This is a genomic window from Millisia brevis NBRC 105863 (assembly GCF_001552615.1).
Taxonomy (GTDB): Bacteria; Actinomycetota; Actinomycetes; order Mycobacteriales; family Mycobacteriaceae; genus Millisia; species Millisia brevis.
Genome location: NZ_BCRN01000024.1, coordinates 1 through 22,696 on the forward strand (window position 1 = coordinate 1; position 22,696 = coordinate 22,696).

The window sequence follows — 22,696 nt, forward strand, 5'->3', positions numbered from 1 at the left end:
CTGAATCGTCGACTGCTGCCCGCCTTCGACCGGCAGTACGCCCGGGTGATGGCGCGGGCGCTGCCGATCGACCGGTTCAGCGGGCGCGGCGAGGCCTGGCTGACGTAGCCGCGGCCGGCGGGGCGCCGTCGCGGTCCGGGTCGAGCGGGCGCGCCGCCCATCCGAACCGTTCCGGTACCGGCCGCAGTCGATCGAGGGTCGCGGGCGAGCCGACCAGCAGCAGTGCGCCGGCGCCGAGGCCGGGGCGGCTCAGGGCGGCCCGGAAGGCTTCCTCGGGTTGGTCGTGGATCTCGGCCGATCCGGTGGCCGCGGTCGGGTCGAGCGGGTAGCTGTCGTGCACGCGGTAGAGCCGCCCGGCGCGCCCTTCGCGCCATCCGAGGACCGCGACGAAGTGGCCGGCCCGCCAGCCGGCGGTGCGGTAACCGGCGGTCTCGCCCGTCGCGAGATACCGCTCCCCCGCGCCGGATTCGGCGGGCAACAGGTACTGCTCGGTGGCGACATTGGCCAGCACCACCACCGTCCGGTCGACGGCGGACACCGCCTCGAACAGCCCGCGCAGGCCGTCGTCGTCCCAGCGGCGGGCGGGGTCGGTGATCTCGAGGACGGCTGCCGCGCCCCCGGTCAGCCGCACGACCGCGCGGGCGACCCCGGCGCGATCGGTTCCGGCGCGGTTCTCGTCGTCGGTGGCGGGCAGCTCGACGCGGTAGTCGCGTCGACCGGCGATGCCCGGTGGCAGGGAGTCGCCGGTCCACAGCAGGGTGCCGGCCGCCAACGCCGCCTCGTCCTGGTCCCGGACCCGGGCGCCGAAGACGCGGGCGGCCGCGAGGGCCCAGAACGGCCCGCACAGATCGTCCTTCTGCGGCAGTTCCGGCGCCGCGGCGGCGGCGAGCAGCGCGGCGCCGGGGAACTCGGTCGATCGTGGCGTCATCGGATCAGTACAGCCACCGGTGTGCGTCGACCCGTTCGATATCGCTCTTGCCGTCCGCCCACGCCGCATCCGACCGGCGGACGGCGGTGAACGCGCCGAGCGCATCGGTGGTGAAGACCCCGGACACCACAGCGTCGGCGGCGAGCGCGTCGGTCGCCTCCGGAACGCTCTGCGGCAGCAATGCGACCCCGGCGGCGGCCCGCTCCCGCGCGCTCCAGGTCCCCGGGTCCGCGGCGATCGGCGCGGGCGGTACGAGCAATCGGCCGATGCCGTCGAGCCCGGACCCGATCACCGCGGCGGTCAACAGATACGGATTCGCCGACGCGTCGGCCGTTTTCACCTCGACGTTCCAGTACCCGTCGCCGAGCAATCGTCCGCCCCGGGCCACTCGGACCGTCGCCTCGCGGTTCTCGATGCCCCAGAAGGCGTACGCGCCGGCGAAGTATCCGGGGCGCAGCCGCAGCCGCGAGGGGACGCTCGGCGCCCCGACCGCGCTGATCGCCGGGAGGTGGTCGAGTATCCCCGCCAGATAGCCGGCGCCGACCGCGCCGACACCTTCCACATCGGGGGCGCCCCCGGCGTCGAAGGCGGCGTCGCCGACGGGAGCCAGCAGGTTGCGGTCGTCCCGCCAGGGCGAGGTGTGCAGGTGCCACCCGTTGCCCACGCCGGCCGGGTCGACCAGGGGCGCGAAGCTGAGCCGATAGCCGAGCCGGGCCGCGGCGGCATGCAGGGTTTGCCGGGCCAACAATTGGTCGTCGGCGGCGGACAGCGGGTCGGTCGCCGCGAGGCTGAGCTCGATCTGACCGGGCCCGTATTCCGCGTGCAATTGGTTGATCCGCAGACCATTTCCGTCGAAATCCCGGAGTATCGCGGCGACCAGGTCGTCGAGGCCGACGAGGGAGTGCGGACTGTAGGTGGGCCCGGGGTGGGCGATCGCGCCGTCGCGGTACACCACCGCTTCGAGCTCCCAGCCCACCCGGAAGGTGACGCCCTGCTCAGCGGCGAGCGCCACCTGCCGCTCGAGCGCGTATCGCTGGTCGTAGGCCGACCGCTCACCGTCCGCGGTGAACTGAACCGCCGGCGCCCACGCCAGCCCCGGCTGTCCGGTCAGCGGGCGCAACCGCTCGACGATCGGCAGCAACCGCAGGTCACCGGACGCCGTCGCGAGCCCGGGGTAGGTATGGGTGATCGCGTCGTGGCTGTCGAAGACCGCGAACAGCACCGTGACACCGACACCGCGCCGGGCGACGTCCGGCAGCGCCGCGACCGGGACCAGGCGGCCGCGAGGAATGCCGTTGTTGTCGGCCCAGGTCAGCCAGATGCCACGGATGCCGTCGTCGATCAGCTGCGCCGTCACCTCCTCGGTGGCGGTCTCGTCGTTGTCGAACCCGGGCATCCTGTCCTCCTCATCGCGCACCGAACGCGTACAAAAACCGTCGACCGGTCACCAACGGCCGGTCGACACGGTCTCCTCGACGCCAAATACTCCCCATCACAAGTACATAACTGCTGCTCATCACGGGAAGATAACTACGCGGTCGGGTTTTATCTTGATCGTCCGATTTGTTGCTGGCAGTTTCACTGTCGTTCGAACGAATGACAGTTCGCATCGATCGAACCAGCGGATTCGCGGCGCTGACAGGGGGTTGAACGCAGGCGATCGGCGCCGAGTTTCCCGGCGCATCGTCCTTTCGGTATGCCGACCGGCGATCGTCGCCGCCTCGGTACTCACGACCGAATACCGCGTCCTCGTGCCCACCGGCCGATTCGGCATGCCCGACATTCGGCGACCGAAACGTGCGCGACGGGCGACCACCCATCGGGAGTTAGGAATCGTATGGCCAAGCACAGGAAGCCCGCACCGATCTCCGGCGCACTGCGCCGATACGCCGCGGTCGGCGCATTGACCGCCGTCGCCGGCACCGCGGCACCGGCGCTCGCGAACGCCTTTCCGATCGTAACCGGTTCCGCCGCAGCAGGATCGGCCGCGGCCATCACCGGGTCCGCCGCCACCGGATCCGCCGCCACCGGTTCGGCGTCCAGCGGTTCGGCCGCCACCGGGTCGGCCGCCACCGGGTCGGCCGCGCTGATAGGCGCGACCGGGTCCGCGGCCAACGCTCCACTGATCCGGCCGCTCATCGCCCACGCCCACTATGTGATCCACCAGTGGGGCATCGCCGGCAATCCGCTGCAGACCGGTTCGGCGGGAACGGGTTCGAGCTCGCTCGGATCGTCGCAGTTCGGATCCTCCGGATAGTCCGGAGCCGCGGTCGCCCGCTTCCGCATCGCGGCGGAGCGGGCGGCCGGCGGGCGTCAGTACGCCGGGTAACGCTCGAGCGCCCACTGCTCGGCATCGCCGCCGTGTTCGAGATCCCAACCGACACAGCCGGACAGGTCGTCGGCGATCTCGCTGATGACCTCCCGCAGTTCGAGGGGGTCGAGCCAGCGTCGCGGGATGCCGGCGGTGCCCAATGCCGCGCCCAGCAGATTGCCGGTGATCGCGCCGGTCGAATCGGAATCGCCGCTGTGATTGACCGCCGTCGTGACCCCGTGTGCGAAATCCCGGGCGGTCAGCGCGCAGTAGAGCGAGATCGCCAACGCCTCCTCGGCGACCCAACCGGCGCCCAGGCGCGCGATCGCCTCGGGAGCGGCCACCGCGGACTCGGCCAGTCGCACGGCAGCGGTAACCGCCTCGAACGTTTCCCGGTGGCCGTCCTTGGTCCGCAGGATGTCGACCGCGGCGGAGATCGCGTCCGGCAGCGCCGCCCCGGCCACCGTCTCGAAGATGACCACCGCCAGGACGCCGGCCGGGAGCGAACCGCTCGGATGGCCGTGCGTCAGGGCCGCGAGGGCGGCGGCGAGATCGAAGACCTCCACCGCGTCGACGCCCACCCGTCACCCCAGCAGGGCCACCGGTGCGACCCGCATGACGCCGCCGCAGCCCTTGCTGCTGTTGTCGGCGGGGCGACCGAACTCGGTGACCTCGCGCAATGCCGACAGGCAGGTCGTTCCCGGGGCCCGACGGCTGTGCAATTCCCGGTGGTCGATCAGCCAACCGGTCGGCGGGACATCGCCGTGGCGCACGTGCTCCCCCTGCGTGAGCAGCCAGCGACCGTAGGCGTGTCCGACGACGGTCGGGTAGAAGACCGACCCGCGGACCTGGAGGCGAACCCAGCCGCGGATCAGTCCCTCCGCGGTGAAGAGGGTCATCTGCGTGTCGTCGGTGATCGTGCCGAGACCGCCGTAGGCCGCCGCGTAGTCGGCGATACCCTCGGGGCCGAAGCGGCGCAAAATATCCGTGCGGGAATCGAATTCGACCGGCGCACCCAGCGCGTCCCCGATGGCTCCCCCGAGCAGGCAACCCCGGAATCGTTCCGCTGTTCCCGTGAGCGGCGCCGGACCGGGATCAGTTGTGGTCACCCTCCGAAATGTACGCCGGATCACACGCCGCGGTCGAGGATCGTCACGGGGAACGAACCGATTTGTTCGTCCCCACCATCCACCCGCCGCCGCGCCGCCGCTAGGCCCCCGCCGCGATCCGGGGCGGCCGTGCTGCCGCCCGTTCGTCCCCTTCCCACCCGGCACCGCCCTGTTCGATACCGGCGACGAGGGAGCGGGCTATCTCGCCGGCGCGCACGGCCGTATTGGACAGCAGCGAGGCCGAGATCCCGTGGCTGTGTTCGGTGCCACCCTGCAGATAGATCGCGCCGGGCAGGTCCCCGCACAGCTCGAGCCGGTAGTCGCGCCCCACCCGGGGCCCGGACGGGTCGCGCACGATCCGGTCGGCGAGCCCGCCGAGGGCGTCGCCCACCTCCATCTGGGCGAACCCGGTGGCGCAGACCACCGCATCACAGCGCAGGTTCTCGACCCGTCCGCTGGTGTCGTGTCGCACCCGCAGGTCCACCCCGTCGCCGCGCTCGACGATGTCCAGTGCTCGGGAGGCGCCCCGCACGAAGAGCCGTCGCCGGCCGGACACCCGTTCGGCGTATTCGCGCGCGTACAACTCCTCGATCAGGGGCAGATCGACCGCGGAGTAGTTGGTCGCGCGGTGGTAGCTCATCAACCGGGCGCGCACCTCGGGGCCGGCGCCGTGGAAGTCGTCGACCGCCGCCGGGTCGAAGATGCGATTGGCGTACGGGCTGTCATCCGAGGGTGAGTAGCCGTACTTGCCGAAGATCGCGTGCACCTCGGCGTCCGGGTAGGTGGTGTGCAGATATTCGACGACCTCGGCCGCGCTCTGGCCGGCGCCGATCACCGCCCACCTCCCTCGGGTCGGCTCGGGCAGCTCCCGCAGCCGGCTCAGCAGTTGATGGTTGTGGAAGACACGGCGGGACGGCTGCACATCGTTCGGCAGCCGCGCCTGCAACCCGTTGGCCACCACCAGATTTCTCGTCCGCAGTACCCCGGCGTCGCGGCCCTCGACGGTCACGACAAAGTGATCGTCGACGACGTCGACGTCGACCACCGAGGTGCCGTAGCTGACGTCGGCGTCCACCCGCGCGGCCGCCCACTCGAGGTAGTCGTGGAATTCGTGGCGCGTCGGAAAGAACGTCTGGTGGTTGATGAACTCGTTGAGACGCCCCCGTTCGGTCAGGTAGTTGACGAAGGAGTACTCGCTGCGGGCATTGCGCTGCGTGGCCAGATCCTTGAGGAACGAGACCTGCATGGTGGTGCGCGGCAGCAGCATGCCCCGATGCCAGCCGAAGGTCTCCTGACGTTCGACGAAGCGGGCCCGCACCGATCGGCCCGCCTCCGATTCGGACAGGGCGATCGCCAGGGCCAGATTGGAGGGCCCGTAGCCGATGCCGACGATGTCGTGAATCTCGTCCGGTTGCCGGCCTCGACGGCGCGCGGGGTGGGGCGGGATGCGGTCGACGGTCATGGGTTCCCCCTGGTGATGGTTGGTCCGTTCGGCCGGGCCGAGCCGATCGGGGAAGACGGGTCCGCATCGACCGGTTCGCCTGCGCGCTCGTAGCGGTCGAGGTATTCGTCGACGGCGGCGCCCACACGGTCGACCACCTCGGGGCCGCATATGCCCCAGTGGTCGGCGTCGACGGTGCGCACGGTGATCTCGCCGCGGATGTGCCGCTGCCACGCGGTCACCACCGGTTCGGGGCTCGGCCGATCGCGACCGGCGGTCACCAGCAGCAGGTCGCCGTCGAAGACACCGGGAACCCGGGCGCTCGCGAGGTGGTGGGCATGTGTCGAGGCGTCGAACAGGCGCGAGATCGTGGCCCGATCGACCGGATCCGCCACGTCGGCGAGCAGGGCGAGCGGGTCGACGCCGCCCGACCCGGGTGCCTCGGCGTCGGGAATCAGGTGGACGGGCAGGCCGAGCGCCGCGGCGAGATCGGCCGGACGCGATCCGACGGCGACGGGCCGCTCCGGGTCCGGGATCGTGGTGTCCAACACCACCAGGACCACCGGCAGGTCCCGTTCGCGCAGCAGACACGCCACCTCGTGCGCGATCAACCCGCCGAGCGACCAGCCGAGCAGCAGATAGGGACCCTCGGGTTGGACATCACGGATCTCGCGGGCGTACCGCTGCGCCGCGGCGGTCAGGGTCGGATAGTCGGCGATCGGCCGGGGCTCGTCGGGCAGCGCCCCGGGGATCTGCACACCGAAGATCGGGCGATCTCCGCGCAGCCGTTCGGCCAGACCTCGGTATCCCCAGGACAATCCGATCGCCGGGTGGATGCAGAACAGGGGTGCTCGCCCGCCGCCGGTGCGCAGCGGCAGGATCGGCCGCAGGGCCGCGCCGTCGAACCCGTCGGCGGCATGCGCATCCGGATGTCGCGCCGACTCGGCGGCCTCGGCCAGCGCCTGGATCGTGCGCCGCTCGAAGATATCCCGCGTGCCGATACCCAGCCCGGCGGCCCGCAGCCGCGCGCTCGCGTCGATCGCGGCGATGCTGTCGCCGCCGAGGGCGAAAAACGAGTCGTCGATGCCGATCCCGGACTGGTCGAGGACATCCTCGAGGATCGCGATCACCGCGGCCTCCGTCGGCGTGCGAGCGGGCCGGTAGGGCGCGCGGGACACCGGTTGGGGTTCGGGCAGTCGACGGACGTCGAGCTTGCCGTTGGGGGTCCGCGGAAACTCCTCGACGATCACGAATGCCGTCGGCACCAGCGGATGCGGCAGGGTCCGCTCGCAGTGTTCGCGGACCGCTTCGATGCCCGGTCCCTCGCCCTCGACGGTCAGGTAGGCGATCAGCCGGTCCCCCAACGGCGTCGACCGCAGTGTCACCGCGACCTGCCGCACCCCGGGTACCGCGGCGACGGTCGCCTCGATCTCCCCGAGTTCGACCCGTCGGCCCCGGATCTTGACCTGATCGTCCGACCGGCCGTGATAACGCAGCCGCGGCGGCGACTCCGATCCCGGCATCCAGGACACCCGATCACCGGTGCGGTACATGCGCTTTCCCGGCTCCAGGGGGTGGGCGACGAATCGCCCGGCGGTCAGGTCGGGCCGGTGGTGGTATCCGCGGGCGAGGCCCGCGCCACCGAGATAGAGCTCGCCGACCGCGCCCGGTATCACCGGGCGCAACCGCGAGTCGAGGACCATCAGGTCGAAGCCGTGGACCGCAGATCCGATGGTGACCGGCTCCCCCGCCCTCAGCGCCGCGACGGTGGCGATGTCGGTCCCCTCGGTGGGGCCGTAGCCGTTGCGCATCGTTCGTCCGATGCCCCAGCGCCGCACCAGATCCGGTCCGACCGCCTCGCCGCCGACCCCCAGGACCCGCAGATCCGGGACGGCGGCCGGGTCCAGCCGGGCGAGGACCGTCGGGGTCAGCAGGGCGTGGGTGACTCCGCCGTCGACGATCAACCGCGTCAGCTCGGCGGGGTTCGGGTCGGCCGGTGTGATCACCAGGGTGGCCGAGACGCACAGCGCCATCACCTGTTCACCGATCGCCATATCGAAGCTCGGCGAGGTGTTGTGCAGGACGCGGGACTGCCCGTCGAGCAGGTAGTTGATCCGGCGTTCGGCGGCGAGCGCGACCAGCCCGGCGTGGGTGACGACAACCCCCTTGGGCAGGCCGGTGGATCCGGACGTGTAGATGACGTAGGCGGCCCGGTCGGGGGTCACCACCGGCCGGGCCGACGGAGGCGCCGGTGTCGGGGACACCGGCGTCGAGGTGTGGGGGGAATCGGCGGTCGGCAGGTGGTCGACCACGATCCAGTGCACATCGTCCGGCAGTCGATCGCGCAGGGCCGCAACGGTGATGCCGACCGCGGCGCCGCTGTCGCGCAGGATGTGCGCGATCCGCTCGGCGGGGTAGGTCGGGTCGATCGGGACGAAGGCCGCGCCCGCCCGGGTGACCGCCCAATTCGAGATCACCGACGCCGGCGATCGTTCCAGCGCGATCGCCACGAGATCGTCGGGTCCGGCCCCGGCGGCGCGCACCCGGTCGGCCAGTCCTCCGGCGAGCCGGTCCGCCTCCGCATAGGTCGGGCCGACCAGATCGCCTGCGGCGGTGCGGACCACCATCGCGGGCCGGTTCGGCGCGCGCCGAACCGCCTCGGCGATCAATGCGTCGAAACCGATCGGCGCGGGCGGGCGCGGCCCACGGGCGGGAACCAGGCGGTCGTGATCGCGCGGACGGAGCGGATCGATCGCGCGAACGGCGGCCGCGGCGGGAGCCGACGCGATCGCGCGCAGCAGTCGCAGCAGCCGATCGAGGTGATCGGCGAGGTCGGCGCGGTCGTGGATCTCCCGGTTGCCGTGCAGCGTCAGGGTGCGTCGACCCATGCCCTCGGGATGGACGGTGACCGCCAGATCGGCGATCGGCCCCGTCGACAGGACGTCGAAACCGCCGGTCAGGTCGCCGAAGACCAACTCCGACGAGGTGTTGATGATGTTGATCGTCGGCCCATAGAGTCCGCCGAGATCGGCCGGGCCGCCGGATCGCCGATCCGCTCGCAGATCGGCATTCGGATAGCGCTGATGCCGAAGGGCTCCGACCAGCTCCGTGCCCGCGTCCCGAACGAGGTCGGCGACCGTGGTGCCCGCGTCGATCCGGAACCGAATCGGGACAACATTGGACAGCATGCCCGCGCCGCGGCGCAGGGCCGCGGTCGTCCGGGTGGTGACCGGCAGACTCAGCACCACGTCGTCCGCGTCCCCGAGACGCGACACGTACGCGGCGACCGCGGCGACGATGATCGCGGAATCGATCGTCCCGAGTCGCTCGGCCGCCCCGTCGAGGATCCCGCCGACATCCGGCGGAATCACCACGTCCACGCGATGCGGGATCGCGTCCGGCGCAACATATCCCGAGCCGCCGGTACCTATCGGCTCCGGCAGGTCGGCCGCCCGTTCGCGCCAGTGGTCACGATCGGTGCGGTAGCGGGTGGAGTCGCGGTAGTCCCGGTCGGCGGCGACGATCGCCGCGAGCGGGGTCCGGGCCGGCGGGGCCGGGGGCTCGACGCCCGCGCGCAACGCCGAATAGACCGTCGCCACGCGATTGACGATGCCAATGGCGCCGAAACCGTCGATCACGATGTGATGAATGCACAGATACCACCGCCAGCTCCGATCGCCGACCCGCAGCGCAGCACTGCGAATCAAGCGGCCACCCAGGACGTCGAATCCGGCCGAATAATCGGCGATCATCCATTCCCTGGCGGCCGTTTCCGGGTCGGGCTCATCGCGCAGATCGACCACCGGGAAGGGGTCGTCCGCCCGCGGATCGAGGCACTGCATCGGCCGACCCTCGATTTCCTCGACGCGCACCATGAAGTCCGTCTCGATAAGGACCTCTCGGCAGACCTTTTCGAGTAGTGCCACGTCGAGGTCGCCGTCGAGCTCGGCGGCGATCGCTATCACGATCGGGAGATCGGGGAGCAACTCGTGCGCGTCCCAGATCCCCCGTTGCGCGGACGTCAATGGCAACCATTGGCCGACGGTGTCGATCACGATGCCCCCTTTCCTGCGTTCCGGCAGCGGATCGACTCCGCCGACGCGAACCCTTTCGCCTCATATGGTGTGCGCCCATCATGAAGGCGTCATGAAATAGGGATGAGGATAGCCTCACCAACCGATTGTGTAGGGTTTCGAGGAGCTTTGTCGGCTAGATTCCGAAATCGGGAGCAGCCCCCCCGACACGAGGAGTGAATATGCGAGTCACGACGTTCGGCTATCAAACCTGGGGTCATCGCACCCTACAAGCGCTCATCGAGTCGCGTCACGAGGTCGTCCTGGCCGTCACTCACCCGCCGAGCGCTCATGCCTACGAGCAGATTTGGTCGGATTCGGTCGAGGATCTGGCCCGCGAGAACGGCATTCCGGTGCACCTGGCCAAGCGGCCCGACCAGGATCTGATCGATCGGGTCAAGCGGGCGGAACCGGACATCATCGTCGCCAACAACTGGCGGACCTGGTTGCCGCGGGAGTTGTTCGATCTGCCGCCGCACGGGACGCTGAACCTGCACGACTCGCTGCTGCCGAAGTACACCGGGTTCTCCCCGGTGATCTGGTCGTTGATCAGCGGCGATTCGCAGACCGGTCTGACCGCGCATCGGATGGACGACGGTCTGGACACCGGGGACATCGTGCTGCAGCGCTCGGTGCCGATCCGGCCGACCTCGACGGCGACCGAATTGGTGCGCGAGACGATCGATCTGATCCCCGAGGTGGTGATCGAGGCGCTCGATCGGATCGAGGCGGGCACGGCCACCTGGACTCCGCAGCGCCTCGAGGACCGCACCTTCTTCCACAAGCGATCCGAGATCGATTCGCAGATCGACTGGCGATGGCCGGCCGAACAGATCGAACGCCTCGTGCGGGCCCAGTCCGATCCGTATCCGAACGCCTACACCCACTTTCGCGGGCAGCGCCTGCGCATCACCCGCGCCTCGGTGTCACGGTGCGTGTACGGCGGGACGCCCGGTCGGGTCTTCATCCACGAGGGTGACGGGATGGTCATCGTCGCCGGTGCGGACGCCCATCTGGGCCGCAGTCGCGGCCTGGTGATCGAGCGTCTGCGCACCGACGACGGTGTCGAGCACGACGGGCGGGAGTTCTTCCCGCACGGCGGTGGCTACCTGAGCTGAGCGGACTCCCCGAGCACCACTGCCAACTCGGCCAGGGACGCCTCGTACAAGCCGGCGATCGCGGCGACGACCACGGGTTCCGCCTGCAGGGTGGCGTTCCACACCACGATCGAACCCGCACCGTCGGGCCGCGGTCCGACCGTGAGCGTCGAGGTATAGGAGTCCATCGGGATGGGACCGTCGAGGTAGGTATAGGCGTACGAGCGTCCCGGATCGTCGTGGTGGTCGATGCGTTCGGTGGCCCGGCCGCCGTCTGCGAAGGTGGCGGTGCGCACGTCGCCGGCGACCGAGCAGTCGGCGATGGCCGGCACCCACCGGTGGACCGCGCCGACGTCACCGGCCACGGCCCAGGTCCGCTCGACCGGGGCGGGCACGACCGCCGTCCGGGACACCTGCGCCGGGGTGGTCTCGCCCGCCGGGCGCAGGATCATCTCGGCCAGGGCGTCCAGTTCGGACTCCGCGACACCGCAGGCCAGCAGGTACGCGCGCGAACCTCCGTGCAGGTGGTCGAGCCATCCGAGGAATCGCAGCAGGACGGCCGGGTCCGCCCGGTAGGCCTGCTCGGGATAGACGTCGACGGCGTCGCCGTAACTGGCCATCGCCCGCAGCCGTCCCATCATGGCGGCGACGTCCTCGGATTGGCGCGCGTAGTTCGCGCAGATATCGCTGCGCAGCACACCGACGGCGTCGAGCAGCACCGCGTAGGCCACGCCGGTGCGATCCTTGCCGACCGTGCAGTGGATCAGCGCGGGCAGCGCGTCGGGCGCCGAGAGGGCGGCGACCAATCGTGCGAAGCCGTCCCGGTCGGACAGGTAGTTGAGGTAGGTGCCCACCAGCGGGTCCGGACCGGGCATCGGCGCCACCGCCGAGTCCGGCTCGAGGGTGCGCCGAATCGCGAACGGCACGTTGACGATCGCGACATCGCTGTCGGTGAAGCCGCCGCTGCCCTCGTTGCGAACCTCCTGTCCGAGCCGCAGATCGACGATCGTGCGCAGGCCCGACTCGGCGACGAACCGGCCCGCCTCCGCGCGGTCGACGAACTGTGGTGTGGCGCTGCGATACAGCGTCCCGTCGGCGACCACCCGTCCGTCGGTGGTGCGCAGACCGGCGACCGCACGGAATCCGAGCAGCCCCTCCGGTCCCCGGATCGCCCGGCGTGCGTTCATCGTTGTCCCTTTCCCGTCGAGAGCGCCCGGCATCGACGCCGGGCTCGTGCGGATATCTCGTCAGACCGACAGAACCGTGACCACACAGGCGTTCCCGTCCATCCCGGCGGCGCCGCCGCCCATCGTTTCGACCAGTCCCACCCCGTGCCGGCGCACCTGCCGCGGCCCGGCGTCGCCGCGCAGTTGCCAGACGATCTCGGCCAGTTGCGCGGTGCCGGTGGCGCCCAGCGGATGTCCCCGCGACAGCAGGCCGCCGCTGGGGTTGACCGGCTGATCGCCGTCGCGCGCGGTGTGTCCGGAGACCGCGAGGTCGCCGCCCGCTCCGACCTCGGCCATGCCGAGAGCCTCCAGGGTGGTGATCTCGCCAATGGTGAAGGCGTCGTGCACCTCGAGCACGTCGATGTCCTCGATGCGGCGGCCCGCGTCGGCCAGGGCCCGCTCCCCCGCCCGGCGCACGCAGGAGAAGCCCCACACCTCGTCGTGCCGCTGATCCCAGGGGCGCCCGGAGACGGTGGTCGACGACTCCACCAGCACATCGCGATCCGTGCGTCGCCCGGCCCCGATCACCAGGGCCCCGGCCCCGTCGGTGGTGGGGCAGCATTGCAGCAGCGTCAGCGGGTCGGCGATCGGCCGGGACGCGAGGACGTCCTCGATGGTCGGGGGCGCCGCGCGCAGATGCGCGCGCGGGTTGTCCAGGCCGTTGGTCTTGTTCTTGACCGCGACCGCGGCCAGCTGCCGGTCGGTCAGGCCGTGCACGTCGAGGTACCGCGCGGCGGTCAGGGCGTAGAGGCCGGGCAGGGGCAGCCCGGTTGCCCCCTCGGGGTCGGTGGCCTCCGGCACGATCGCGCCGGTGAAGAGGGTCGAGAGTTGATCGACGCCGATGACGAGCACCCGGTCGAAGCGGCCGGAGCGCACCGCGGTCACCGCCTCGTGGTAGGCGCTGGTCCCACTGGCGCAGGCGTTTTCGATCGTCCACATCGGGATGGCGCCGATGCCGAGCCCCCGCTGGATACGGGTGGCGACGCCGGGCGGCCCGAAGACCGAGCCGACGATGATCGCGTCGATCTCGTTGGGTGCGATGTCGGCGTCGCGGATAGCCTCGGCGACCGCCGACCAGGCGAGCGTCTCGACCCGGCGGTCGGCGAAGACGCCGAAGTCGGAGGTACCCACGCCCCATACCGCTGCCTCACGCGTCATTGCCGTCCCCCGTTCCGTCGGCCGACTCGAGGCCGATCTGCACCAGATCTCCGTCGGCGTTCGCGGTGAACGCGACCTTCTCGCCCGGCGCCGGCGGCGGCGCGCAGTGCACGTGCACCAGCACGCGGGGCCCGTCGGTGACGTCGACGTATGCCAGCGCGAACGGCGCCGACCAGCGGCCGACCGGGATGCGCACCGTGGTCACCGCCCACACCGTTCCGACCGGCTCGAAGCCGGCGGTCTCGATCGGGCCGTGGCAGGCCGGGCACCAGGGCACGTCCGCGCGGGCGAGCGCGTGGCCGCAGGCGCTGCAACGCGCCCCGAGCAGGACACCGTCGACGATCGCGGGCCGCGAGTCGGCGACCGCGAGGCCGCCGGCCGCCCGTCCGGCGCGGCGCTTGTTCGGCCGCGTGGCGGTCTCCGAGCGGCCCCCGCTCACCGACAATTCCGAGCGGCCCCCGCTCATCGACGATTCCGAGCGGCCCCCGCTCATCAGTGGTCCCCGTGCAGGGTCAGTTCGAATCCGCCGGATTCGACGTGCAGGTATGCGCCGACCGAGGTGGAGATCAGGGTGCGGATATTGGCCAGTTCCCGGCTGGTCAGCCCGTAGTCGACCGTCCGCTGCGGGGTGGCCCGCATCGCGTCGACGTCGCTCTCGGGGACCAGCAGTCGCAGGATCAGTTCGTCGTCGGATATCCCGGTGCCGAATTTGCGGCGCAGCTCCGACAGTTCCGGCTGCGGCGGCTCCCAATCGGTGTAGGTCTTCGCCTTCGGGCCGGCCATGATGTCGTCGAGCACGTTCTGGTCGAGCGGCGCGACCGGCGCCCCGTAGAAACCGTTGACGTAGAGCAGCACCTCGTCCGGGACGACCGAATAGCGCCGCCCGGTGACCACATTGAGAACCGCCTGGGTGCCGACCAATTGGGAGAAGGGGGTGGCCATCACCGGGTAGCCCAGTTCCATGCGGATCCGGGCCATCTCGTCGAGGACCTCCTCGAAGCGGTCCTCCATCCCCCGGTCGCGCAGCTGCGCCTTGAACGTTCCCGCCATGCCGCCGGGCAGTTGGTGGCGGTATTGGTAGAGCGAGAATTCCGCGGCCTGGCCGATCGGGAGGTCCTCGATACCGGCCACCGTGCGCAGGTGTTGTTCCACGGCGGGCAGTCGTTCGTCGTCGATCTGCACGTCGAAGCCGGCGTAGCGCAGGTTGGCCACGGTGTTCTCGGTGGACGGCAGGGAGACCCCGGCGGCGAGCGGCCGGCTGGCGGTGTGCACCCGGTCGGCCCCGGCGAGGACCGCCTCGAGGTAGTTGACCGGGGAGAGCGCGTTGTTGGAGTGGAAGTGGGCCTCGACCGGCAGATCGCCCGCCTCGGCCTTGATGGCGGTGATCAGGCTGCGGACCCGTTCCGGGGTCAGCAGACCGGCGGCGTCCTCGAGTTCGATGCCGTCGGCGCCGAGGGCGACCAGCTCGCGGGTCTTCTGCGCGTAGTACGCGTCGGTGTGGAAGGGGCTGTCCGCGTAGAGGATGCACGGCAGGGCCTGCGCGCCGAAGGATTGGGCGACCTTGATCAGCCGGCCGATCTTGTCGGTATTGAACAGCCCGTCGTAGATCCAGAAGCTGCCGATCCCGTGGGCACAGAGCCGTTCGACCCACAGGTCCATCACGCTGTCGGCGGTCAGCCCGAAGGTGACGATGCCGTTGCTGCGGGTACCGGCGCGCACGGTGGTGCGGGGCATCGCCTTCGACAGCGAGATCAGCTGGTCCCAGGGGTCCTGCTTGCAGTGCCGGACGAGGACTTCGAAGATCGAGCTGCCGACCAGGTCGATCGTGTGGAAGCCGGTGCGATCGAGTTCGCCGGCGATCGGCAGACCGATCGATTTGGTCATGCGCATGCCCCACCAACTCTGGGGGCCGTCGCGCAAGGTCTGGTCGATGATCTCGATGGTCCGTCGGCCGCCGACGGAGGTGTCGGCGGAATCGAGGTACCTGGTCATATCGTCTCCTCGGATGTGGTGCGGTAGGCCTCGGCACCCACGCGGTCGATCCATCTGGTGGTCATCCGGCCGTCCCGGAATGTCCTCTCCTGCAACAGGAATCGGGTGAAGCCGACCGTGGTGGCCACCCCGGTGACGCCCAGTTCGCGCAGGGCGGCCAGCAGCCGGTCGATCGCGAGTTCGCGGGTGGGGGCGTGCGCGATGACCTTGGCGATCATCGAGTCGTAGAAGGGGCTGATCACCGTGCCGCTGCGGCAGTGCGAATCGACCCGAATCCCGATACCGGACGGCGGTTGCCAGGAGGTCACGGTGCCGGGGGCGGGCGCGAAGTCGCGTTCGGGCGACTCGGCCATCACCCGCGCCTCGATCGCGTGCCCCGTCAGCAGCACGTCCTGTTGGCGGAAGGACAGCGGCAGGCCGGCGGCGACGCGGATCTGTTCGGCGACCAGGTCAATCCCCGAGACCATTTCGCTGACCGGGTGTTCGACCTGGATGCGGGCGTTGAACTCCAGGAAGGCGAAGTCGTCGGTGGCGGCGTCGTGGACGAATTCCACGGTGCCGGCGCTGTCGAGGTCGATCGCGGTCGCGTAGCGCACGGCCGCGTCGTGGATTCGGTTGCGGGTCGCCTCGCTCAGGCCGGGCGCCGGCGACTCCTCGACCACCTTCTGGTGGCGGCGTTGGGCGCTGCAGTCGCGCTCCCCCACGTGCACCACGGAGCCGAAACGGTCGCCGATCACCTGCACCTCGATATGGCGGGCGCGGTCGATGAAGCGCTCCAGGTAGATCCGTCCGTCCCCGAAGGCCGCGGTGGCCTCGGCGATCGCGGTGGGCAGTCGGCGTCGCAACTCGTCGGCATCGCGGACCACCGACATACCGCGCCCGCCGCCACCGGCGACCGCCTTGATCACCACCGGGTAGCCGATCCGGTCGGCGGCGGCGGCCGCCGCGTCGGCGCTGTCGGTGATGTTCGAGCCGGTCAGCACGGGAACCCCGGCCGCTCGGGCGATCTCGCGGGCGCGGGCCTTGTCGCCGGTGCCGCCGACGATCGTCGGGTGCGGCCCGATGAAGGTCAACCCCTCCTCGACGCAGCGGGCGGCGAAGACCGGGTTCTCGGAGAGGAAACCGTAGCCGGGATGGATACCGTCGCAGCCGGTTCCGAGCGCCGCGGCCAGGACGGCGTCCTGGTTGAGGTAGCTGCTCGACGCGGGGGCCGGGCCGATGCAGACCGCTCGATCGGCGGCCTGCACGGCCATCGTGTCGCGGTCGGCTTCGGAGAAGGCGACCACCGATTCGATGCCCAGGGCGCGGCAGGCCCGCACGACGCGTACCGCGATCTCGCCGCGGTTGGCGATCAGGACGCGGCGCAGGATCGCCGCCACCGGCCGGGTATCGGCGACCGCGGGCGCGCTACTCATCGGGTGTTGGGGGTTCGGGCCGGATGAGGAACAGCGGCTGACCGAATTCGACCATCTCCGCGTTGCCGACGCGTACGGCGACCACCTCGCCCGCGATCTCGGTGACGACGGGACTCATCAGCTTCATCACCTCGACGATGCCGAGCTGGTCGCCCTGCGCGACCCGGGAGCCGACCTCCACGAAGGGCGGGGATCCGGGCGACGGCGCGATCCAGAAGGCGCCGACCGTCGGAGCGGTCACCGCCACCAATCCGGTTTCGTCGATCGGGGTTTCGCGCGACGGTGGTGGAGCGATGCGCGGCGCGGACACCGCAGGCGGTGCGGGCGGGATCGAAGCGGGGGTGGTCCCGCTCGTCGCGACCACCGGCGCGGGCGCGGCCGGAGCAGCGGCTGCCGGCGCGGGGGCTGCCGATGCCGGCAGCGGCGGTGCACCGGTCTTGCCGGCGGACACGGTGATGTCGCCGACCTTCAGGTGCAGACCCGTCCAGCCGGAGGCCTCGAAGAGGCGCAGGATCTCGGCGATATCCTCCGACCGCACCCGCGCGGCGGGCGTGGTATCGGCGGGCGAGTTCATGATCGGTCCTTCCCGTACGCGATCGCGGTGAGCAGCAGGGGCAGCGGATGAGCCGAGACGAACTGCCCCACACCGGCGCGCAGCGCGGCCTGCGCCCCGTCGGCGGTGTCGAGCCAGGCGCCCGAGGCGGCGACGGTGCCGGGCGGGATGGTCGGGGTCGCGGTATCGGACTGCGCCAGAGCGGCATCGGTATCGAAGATCGGGCCGTCGATCTCGGCGGCGTCGGCCACCACCCGGATCGGTGCGATCTCCCGCGCCCAGCCCACCAGGGCGGCGAGGTCGGGATCGTCGGCGACCGAGACCGATCGGCTCGCGATCTCGCCGGCGTAGACGCGGCCGGTGGTCGCGTCGACGGTCACCCTGCGCCCGACCAGCGCGGCGACCGTGCCGGATCCGCACCCGACGATGCAGGGGGTGTCGAGGGCGCGGCTGACCACCGCGGCGTGCGAGGTCGACCCGCCGTTCTCGGTGACCACCGCGGCCGCGGCGATCATCCCGTGCACGTCCTCGGGACTGGTCGACTCGCGCACCAGGATCGCTCCGGGGGTGCGCTGCGCCTCGTCCGCGTCCGCGACGGCGATCCCCACCGCGTATCCGGGGCCGGCCGACACCCCGGTCGCGATCGGGGTCGCTCCGGCCGCCGCGTCGGCGTCGATCACCGGGCGCAGCAGGGTGCGGATCTGCTCGGCGGTCACCCGCTCGCAGGCGGTCGCCGGATCGATCGCGTTCTCGGCGACCAGGGTGGTCGCGATGCCGACGGCGGCCCGCGCGGTCCGCTTGGCCGGGCGCGATTGCAGCAGGTAGAGGGCCCCGTGCTGGACGGTGAACTCGATGTCCTGGGCATCGGCCCCCTCCCGATCGAGCAGTTCGGCCGCCGCCATCAGCTCGGCGTGCACCTGCGGGCGCCGTTCGGACAGCCACGTCAACGGCTCCGGGGTGACCCGGCCGGAGACGACGTCCTCGCCCTGGCCGCGCGGCAGATACTCCCCGTACGGTTCGTGCGCGCCGGTCAGCGGATTGCGGGTGAACAGCACCCCGGTGCCGGAGTCGTCGTCGAGGTTGCCGAAGACCATCGCCTGCACGGTGACGGCGGTGCCGATGTCGTCCGGGATGCCGTAGTGCTTGCGGTAGGCGATGGCCCGGCGGGAGCGGCTCGAATCGAAGACGGCGGCCACCGCGGCCCGCAGCGCCTCCATCGGATCGTCCGGCACGACGCCGCCGGTATCCGCGGCGATCGCCGCCAGCACCGCCGCGGTGTCGGGGAGATCCTCGAGGTCGTCGAGGCTGCCGCAGACCAGCTTGCCGTAGAGCGCGCCGAACCGGCGGCGCACGTCGGCGGCGAACCCCGCCGATCCGGATTCCTCGGCCAGCGCCGCTTCGGTCTGCTCGGTGATGCCGAGGTTGAGGATGGTGTCCATCATGCCGGGCATCGAGACCGCCGCCCCCGAACGCACCGACACCAGAAGCGGTTTCGGCCCGCGCCCGAAGGTGCGGTCGGTGCGCTGCTCGAGGTAGGCGATCCCCTCGGCGATCCGATCGAACAGCCCGTCCGGCAGTTCCCTTCCGCGCTCGAAGTATTCGGCGCAGGATCGGGTGGTCACCACGATCGCCGGCGGCACCCGCAGACCCAGCCGGGTCATCCGCCACAGGCTCCACGCCTTGCCGCCCACCAGGTCGCGGGCCGGTTCCGTGTCGAGGTCGGTGATCCGCAGGACGTCCGACTCGACCACGCCGGCGCTCATTCCTGCCGCTCCTGGCCCATCATGCGCAGCAGATGTTCGTGCATCTGGTACCAGACGGTGTGGTAGCTGTCGATGCGCACATTGCTGACGTATTCGTGTTCGCCGCGATCGACGCGGCCGAGCGCCTCGTCGAGCCGGGCAAGGAATCGCTTGGTCAGCGCGTCGGCCCCGGCGAAGGGCTCCAGTACGACGCCGGCCCGTTCGTGCAGGCGGGCGAGCCGGTCGATGACGTCGGCGTCGTATCCGGGATCGGAGTGGTCGTTGGGATGTGCGACACCGTCGACGGTGATCGTCTGCCAGGCGGTCATCAGCGACAGAATCTGCTTGTTGATCCCGCGTTCGAAGTCCGCGAGGGCGGCGACCAGCGCGGCATCGGCACGGTGTTCGGCGAAGGCGTCGGGGTAGATCCCGTCGAGGTACTCCCGCCCCGCCGGCATGATCAGGTACGCGCCGCGGGCGGCGACCGCCCGACCGTCCGCGGTCGCGGCGGCCAGGTGCGCATCGACCACCGCGGCGTCCAGATCGAGGATCTCGACGAGGTGATCGGCGCCGGCGGGCTGGCGGAGCGTCAGGCCGTGCAGCACGGCATCTGCGGTGTCAAGCATGTTCGGCTACCTCCGTGGCAGTGGTATCGATCGATTCGGTGGTATCGATCGATTCGGTGTTCATCGACTCGCGGACCGTGCGCCGCAACGACTTTCCGACCGAGCTCTTGGGAAGTTCGGGCCAGAAGTCGATCCGGCGGGGCCGCTTGAATCCGGCCAATCGGTGGGCGCAGTGGTCGATCAGTTCGTCGCCGTCAACCGGTTCGCGGACCACGACCGCGGCGCAGACCCGCTGTCCCCAGGTCGGATCGTCGACTCCGACCACCGCGGCCTCCCGCACGGCGGGATGGGTCAGCAGCACGTCCTCGACCTCGCGGGGGTAGACGTTGAAGCCGCCGCTGATGATCACGTCGTGCCGACGGTCGAGCAGGTACAGATAGCCGTCGTCGTCGAATTGGCCGATGTCGCCGGTATGCAGCCAACCGTCCGGCTCGACCGTCTCGGCCGTCGCGTCGGGGCGACCCCAATAGCCGCTCATCGTGTGCGGTCCGCGGGTGTGCACCTCGCCGGGCGAGCCGGGCGGCTGCGAAGTGCCGTCCTTGTCGCGGACGTCGACCTCGACGAAGGTGTACGGCTTGCCTGCGGAGGTCAGCCGGCCCGGGGTGTGCTCGGCCGGTTGCAGGCAGGTGATCGCCAGCGGCGCCTCCGCCTGCCCGTAGAGCTGGGCGAACACCGGACCGAAGGTGTCGATCGCGCGCTGCAGGAGAGTCGGGGCGATCGGCGCTCCGCCGTAACACAATCGGGTCAACCGCAGTCGGTCCCGATCGATCACCGCATCCTCGAGGATCAGCGAGATCATCGTCGGCACCATGAAGGTAGCGGTCGCACCGTGGGCGACGGCCGCGTCGACGAAAGCCTGCGGCTCGAACTTCGGCAGGACGACATTGACCGCGCCCTTGACCAGATGCGGCAGGAAGAACGCGCCGCTGCCATGCGTGATCGGCGCCGCGTGCAGCATCACCGAGTCCGGGCCGATGTCGGGGAGCAGGTCGACCAGGAAGTTGGCCACCTCGGCCAATTCGCTGCGGGTGGTCAGGATGACCGCCTTCGGCTTCCCGGTGGTGCCGCCGGTATACGCCAGCCGCAGGGGCGCTTCCGGATCGCGCACCACCCGGCACGGGTGATCCGGCGCGTCGGCGATCATCGTGTCGAGCTCCGCGGTGTCGATCACCATCTCGGTCGGCGCCGGGCGCCGTCCGTCGGTGATCAATGCGCGGGCCCCGCAGTCGGCGACCTTGTAGGCCAGTTCGACATCGGTTTCGCGGGAGTTGAGCGGAACCCGGACCAGCCCGGCCTTCGCCAATGCGTAGTAGGTGACCACGCCGTCGATGCCGTTGGGCACCAGGACCGCCACGCGGTCGCCGGGGGCGAGGCCGCGCGCGATCAGGGCATGCCCGAGTCGGTCGGTCAGCCGGTCGAATTGGGCGAAGCCGACCGTCCGCGGCCCGTCGATCAGCGCGGGCCGGTCGCCGAAGGTGCGGGCCGCCCGGGCGATCAGGTCGCCGATCTGCAGACTCATCGGGCTTCCCCGGCGCCACCGGGCCGGCCGAGCCGGTACAGGTCGGCGGCGCGCGGCGAGGAGTGGTTCCACTTGACCCATTCCTCGTCGAGGTAACGGAAGGCCGGGTCGTGCACCGCCGGGGTGAAACCGCGGACCCGCTCGTTGTAGTCGTCGATGCCGATCCGCCCGGCGCTGGTGGTCCACAGCCCGGTCTTCGCCTCGAGGCTCGACCACCCGGAGAGCCGGTCACCGACGGTCGGGGCGTAGTCGTCGCCGGCCAGGATCGAGTACGGGACCGCACTGATCATGTTCTGGTTCAACCCCGAGTAGCGGGCCATCGAGTACGGATTGGACTTCTGCTGCGGCAGGCCGAGCAGGCCGACCAACTCGGCGAGCTGGTCGCGGGCGTACTCGTCGTTCATCAGGACCTTGAAGCGCTGGGCGCGCGCGTCGAGTTCGAGCCAGTCCGACTGCCGATAGGTGCCGGCGAGATGCGCGAAGTCCTTGGCCACCGACGAATAGACCAGCGCGCCGGCATCGATCATCTGCTCCCGGCTCCACGTCGCCATGCGCTTCCACAGGTCCGCGGTCGCCTCGGCGAGGATGTCGCGGTAGTGCTCCATCGTCTCGGCGAGCACCTCGGCGTTGTCCATTCCCACCGGGATATAGCCCTCGGTCAACGGATCCGAGGTGTACATGCCGACCGCCGCGATCGCCGCCGCGTCGTAGCCGGGCTCCGCCTCGAACGAGGCCCAGTCGTCGACCAACCGGAAGTTGGTGTCCGCGAACACGATCGGGATCGTCAGATTGTTGTGCGGGAGGGAGACCGCGATACCGTCCAACCAGGGGTAGTCCCCCTCGGACAGATCGAAGAAGTCCCGGACCAGCAGTTGACGGTTGTCGCCCCAGTTGTACGGGCCGCTGTTGTGAATGCCGATGCGGCACTCGCAGTGCGCCAGGAAGGCGTACTGCGACAGCTGCGCCAACAGCTTGACGGTGGCGGTGTGCAGCCGGTCGCCCGCCGAGACGCCGTGCAGCTGATCGGAGAAGCCGTCCAGGGTGCGTTCCGGAAGGAACTGGGAGCGGTCCCCGAATTCCTTGTTGGTCAGGTGGCCGTCGTTGCGGTGATAGGACAGGTTGAACCGGCGGGTGAAGTCGAGCACGTCGTGGACGTCCTCGGCGGCGTCCTCGGGCCGAATCAGCCCCCAGCCCAGCAGCATCTCGCGGCCCAGCAGGTAGAACGTCGGCATCCCCCAGGCGGCGTTGACCGTGTTGACCTTGAAGCGCGCCTCGCGCACCCGGTCGCCCAATTCCTCGGCGGGAACGGCGGCGTCGATCTCGCGCAGCAGCGTCGGCAGCCGGTAGAAGCTGTTCAGGTACGACAGCAGCATGTACGGATTCATCGGGAAGAGCTTGGATTCCTGGACGGTGCGGGTGATGCACAGCCAGTAGGTGGTGTCGCTGAGATTGCGCAGGAAGCTGTTCGACTCGAGCAGGTCTCGGTAGCTCAGTTCACGGGTCATG

Annotated in this window: 16 protein-coding genes and 1 pseudogene; 2 read left to right on the forward strand and 15 right to left on the reverse strand. The window is 70.5% G+C overall.

Annotation, left to right across the window (positions count from 1 at the left end):
* Positions 1 to 76: 76 nt before the first annotated feature.
* Complete coding sequence (locus MB1_RS22870) at positions 77 to 928, reverse strand: DUF6885 family protein (protein ID WP_066913080.1); 852 nt, start codon at positions 926 to 928, stop codon at positions 77 to 79.
* A 4-nt stretch (positions 929 to 932) separates the two neighbouring features.
* Complete coding sequence (locus MB1_RS22875) at positions 933 to 2,324, reverse strand: type I glutamate--ammonia ligase (RefSeq protein WP_066913082.1); 1,392 nt, start codon at positions 2,322 to 2,324, stop codon at positions 933 to 935.
* A gap of 441 nt (positions 2,325 to 2,765) precedes the next feature.
* Between MB1_RS22875 and MB1_RS22880 the strand changes: the two genes are divergently transcribed.
* On the forward strand, positions 2,766 to 3,185 hold the full coding sequence (locus tag MB1_RS22880) for a hypothetical protein (RefSeq protein WP_066913084.1): 420 nt from the start codon (positions 2,766 to 2,768) through the stop codon (positions 3,183 to 3,185).
* A gap of 56 nt (positions 3,186 to 3,241) precedes the next feature.
* Here MB1_RS22880 and MB1_RS22885 read toward each other — a convergent pair.
* The 3 genes and pseudogenes from MB1_RS22885 to MB1_RS22895 all read right to left on the reverse strand — a co-directional run bounded on the left by MB1_RS22885 (position 3,242) and on the right by MB1_RS22895 (position 9,844).
* Positions 3,242 to 4,348: pseudogene (locus MB1_RS22885) on the reverse strand (ADP-ribosylglycohydrolase family protein).
* A 100-nt stretch (positions 4,349 to 4,448) separates the two neighbouring features.
* Positions 4,449 to 5,810 carry a lysine N(6)-hydroxylase/L-ornithine N(5)-oxygenase family protein gene (locus MB1_RS22890; protein WP_084352513.1) on the reverse strand — a complete coding sequence of 454 codons (1,362 nt, stop codon included), beginning with the start codon at positions 5,808 to 5,810 and terminating at the stop codon, positions 4,449 to 4,451.
* Entirely contained in the window at positions 5,807 to 9,844 is a 4,038-nt protein-coding gene (locus MB1_RS22895; RefSeq protein WP_066913086.1) for a non-ribosomal peptide synthetase, read from the reverse strand. The genes MB1_RS22890 and MB1_RS22895 overlap by 4 nt, the downstream gene beginning before the upstream one ends.
* A 200-nt stretch (positions 9,845 to 10,044) precedes the next feature.
* On the opposite strand from MB1_RS22895, the gene MB1_RS22900 reads away from it, so the two are divergent.
* On the forward strand, positions 10,045 to 10,980 hold the full coding sequence (locus tag MB1_RS22900) for a methionyl-tRNA formyltransferase (protein WP_066913170.1): 936 nt from the start codon (positions 10,045 to 10,047) through the stop codon (positions 10,978 to 10,980).
* Here MB1_RS22900 and MB1_RS22905 read toward each other — a convergent pair.
* The 10 genes from MB1_RS22905 to MB1_RS22950 are packed head-to-tail and all read right to left on the reverse strand — an operon-like array spanning position 10,968 to position 22,695.
* Entirely contained in the window at positions 10,968 to 12,146 is a 1,179-nt protein-coding gene (locus tag MB1_RS22905) for a tyrosine-protein phosphatase (RefSeq protein ID WP_066913088.1), read from the reverse strand. The genes MB1_RS22900 and MB1_RS22905 overlap by 13 nt on opposite strands.
* A gap of 60 nt (positions 12,147 to 12,206) precedes the next feature.
* Complete coding sequence (locus tag MB1_RS22910) at positions 12,207 to 13,343, reverse strand: thiolase family protein (RefSeq protein WP_066913089.1); 1,137 nt, start codon at positions 13,341 to 13,343, stop codon at positions 12,207 to 12,209.
* Positions 13,333 to 13,782 (reverse strand): Zn-ribbon domain-containing OB-fold protein, encoded by a 450-nt coding sequence (locus tag MB1_RS22915; protein WP_245650324.1) that lies wholly within the window; start codon positions 13,780 to 13,782, stop codon positions 13,333 to 13,335. Before MB1_RS22915 ends, MB1_RS22910 begins: the two co-directional genes overlap by 11 nt.
* 53 nt (positions 13,783 to 13,835) lie before the next feature.
* Complete coding sequence (locus MB1_RS22920; RefSeq protein WP_066913092.1) at positions 13,836 to 15,335, reverse strand: hydroxymethylglutaryl-CoA lyase-like TIM-barrel protein; 1,500 nt, start codon at positions 15,333 to 15,335, stop codon at positions 13,836 to 13,838.
* Positions 15,332 to 16,750, reverse strand: a complete 1,419-nt coding sequence (locus MB1_RS22925; RefSeq protein WP_066913094.1) for an acetyl-CoA carboxylase biotin carboxylase subunit — start codon at positions 16,748 to 16,750, stop codon at positions 15,332 to 15,334. Before MB1_RS22925 ends, MB1_RS22920 begins: the two co-directional genes overlap by 4 nt.
* On the reverse strand, positions 16,743 to 17,324 hold the full coding sequence (locus MB1_RS22930; RefSeq protein WP_066913096.1) for an acetyl-CoA carboxylase biotin carboxyl carrier protein: 582 nt from the start codon (positions 17,322 to 17,324) through the stop codon (positions 16,743 to 16,745). The genes MB1_RS22925 and MB1_RS22930 overlap by 8 nt, the downstream gene beginning before the upstream one ends.
* Positions 17,321 to 19,066: a pyruvate, phosphate dikinase gene (locus tag MB1_RS22935; RefSeq protein WP_066913098.1), complete on the reverse strand. Its 1,746-nt coding sequence runs from the start codon at positions 19,064 to 19,066 to the stop codon at positions 17,321 to 17,323. Before MB1_RS22935 ends, MB1_RS22930 begins: the two co-directional genes overlap by 4 nt.
* Entirely contained in the window at positions 19,063 to 19,671 is a 609-nt protein-coding gene (locus tag MB1_RS22940) for a hypothetical protein (protein ID WP_066913100.1), read from the reverse strand. Before MB1_RS22940 ends, MB1_RS22935 begins: the two co-directional genes overlap by 4 nt.
* The gene (locus tag MB1_RS22945) at positions 19,664 to 21,190 is read right to left on the reverse strand and encodes an AMP-binding protein (RefSeq protein ID WP_066913103.1); all 1,527 of its coding nucleotides are present in this window, start codon (positions 21,188 to 21,190) and stop codon (positions 19,664 to 19,666) included. Before MB1_RS22945 ends, MB1_RS22940 begins: the two co-directional genes overlap by 8 nt.
* Entirely contained in the window at positions 21,187 to 22,695 is a 1,509-nt protein-coding gene (locus tag MB1_RS22950; RefSeq protein WP_066913105.1) for a hypothetical protein, read from the reverse strand. The genes MB1_RS22945 and MB1_RS22950 overlap by 4 nt, the downstream gene beginning before the upstream one ends.
* Position 22,696 lies beyond the last annotated feature (1 nt).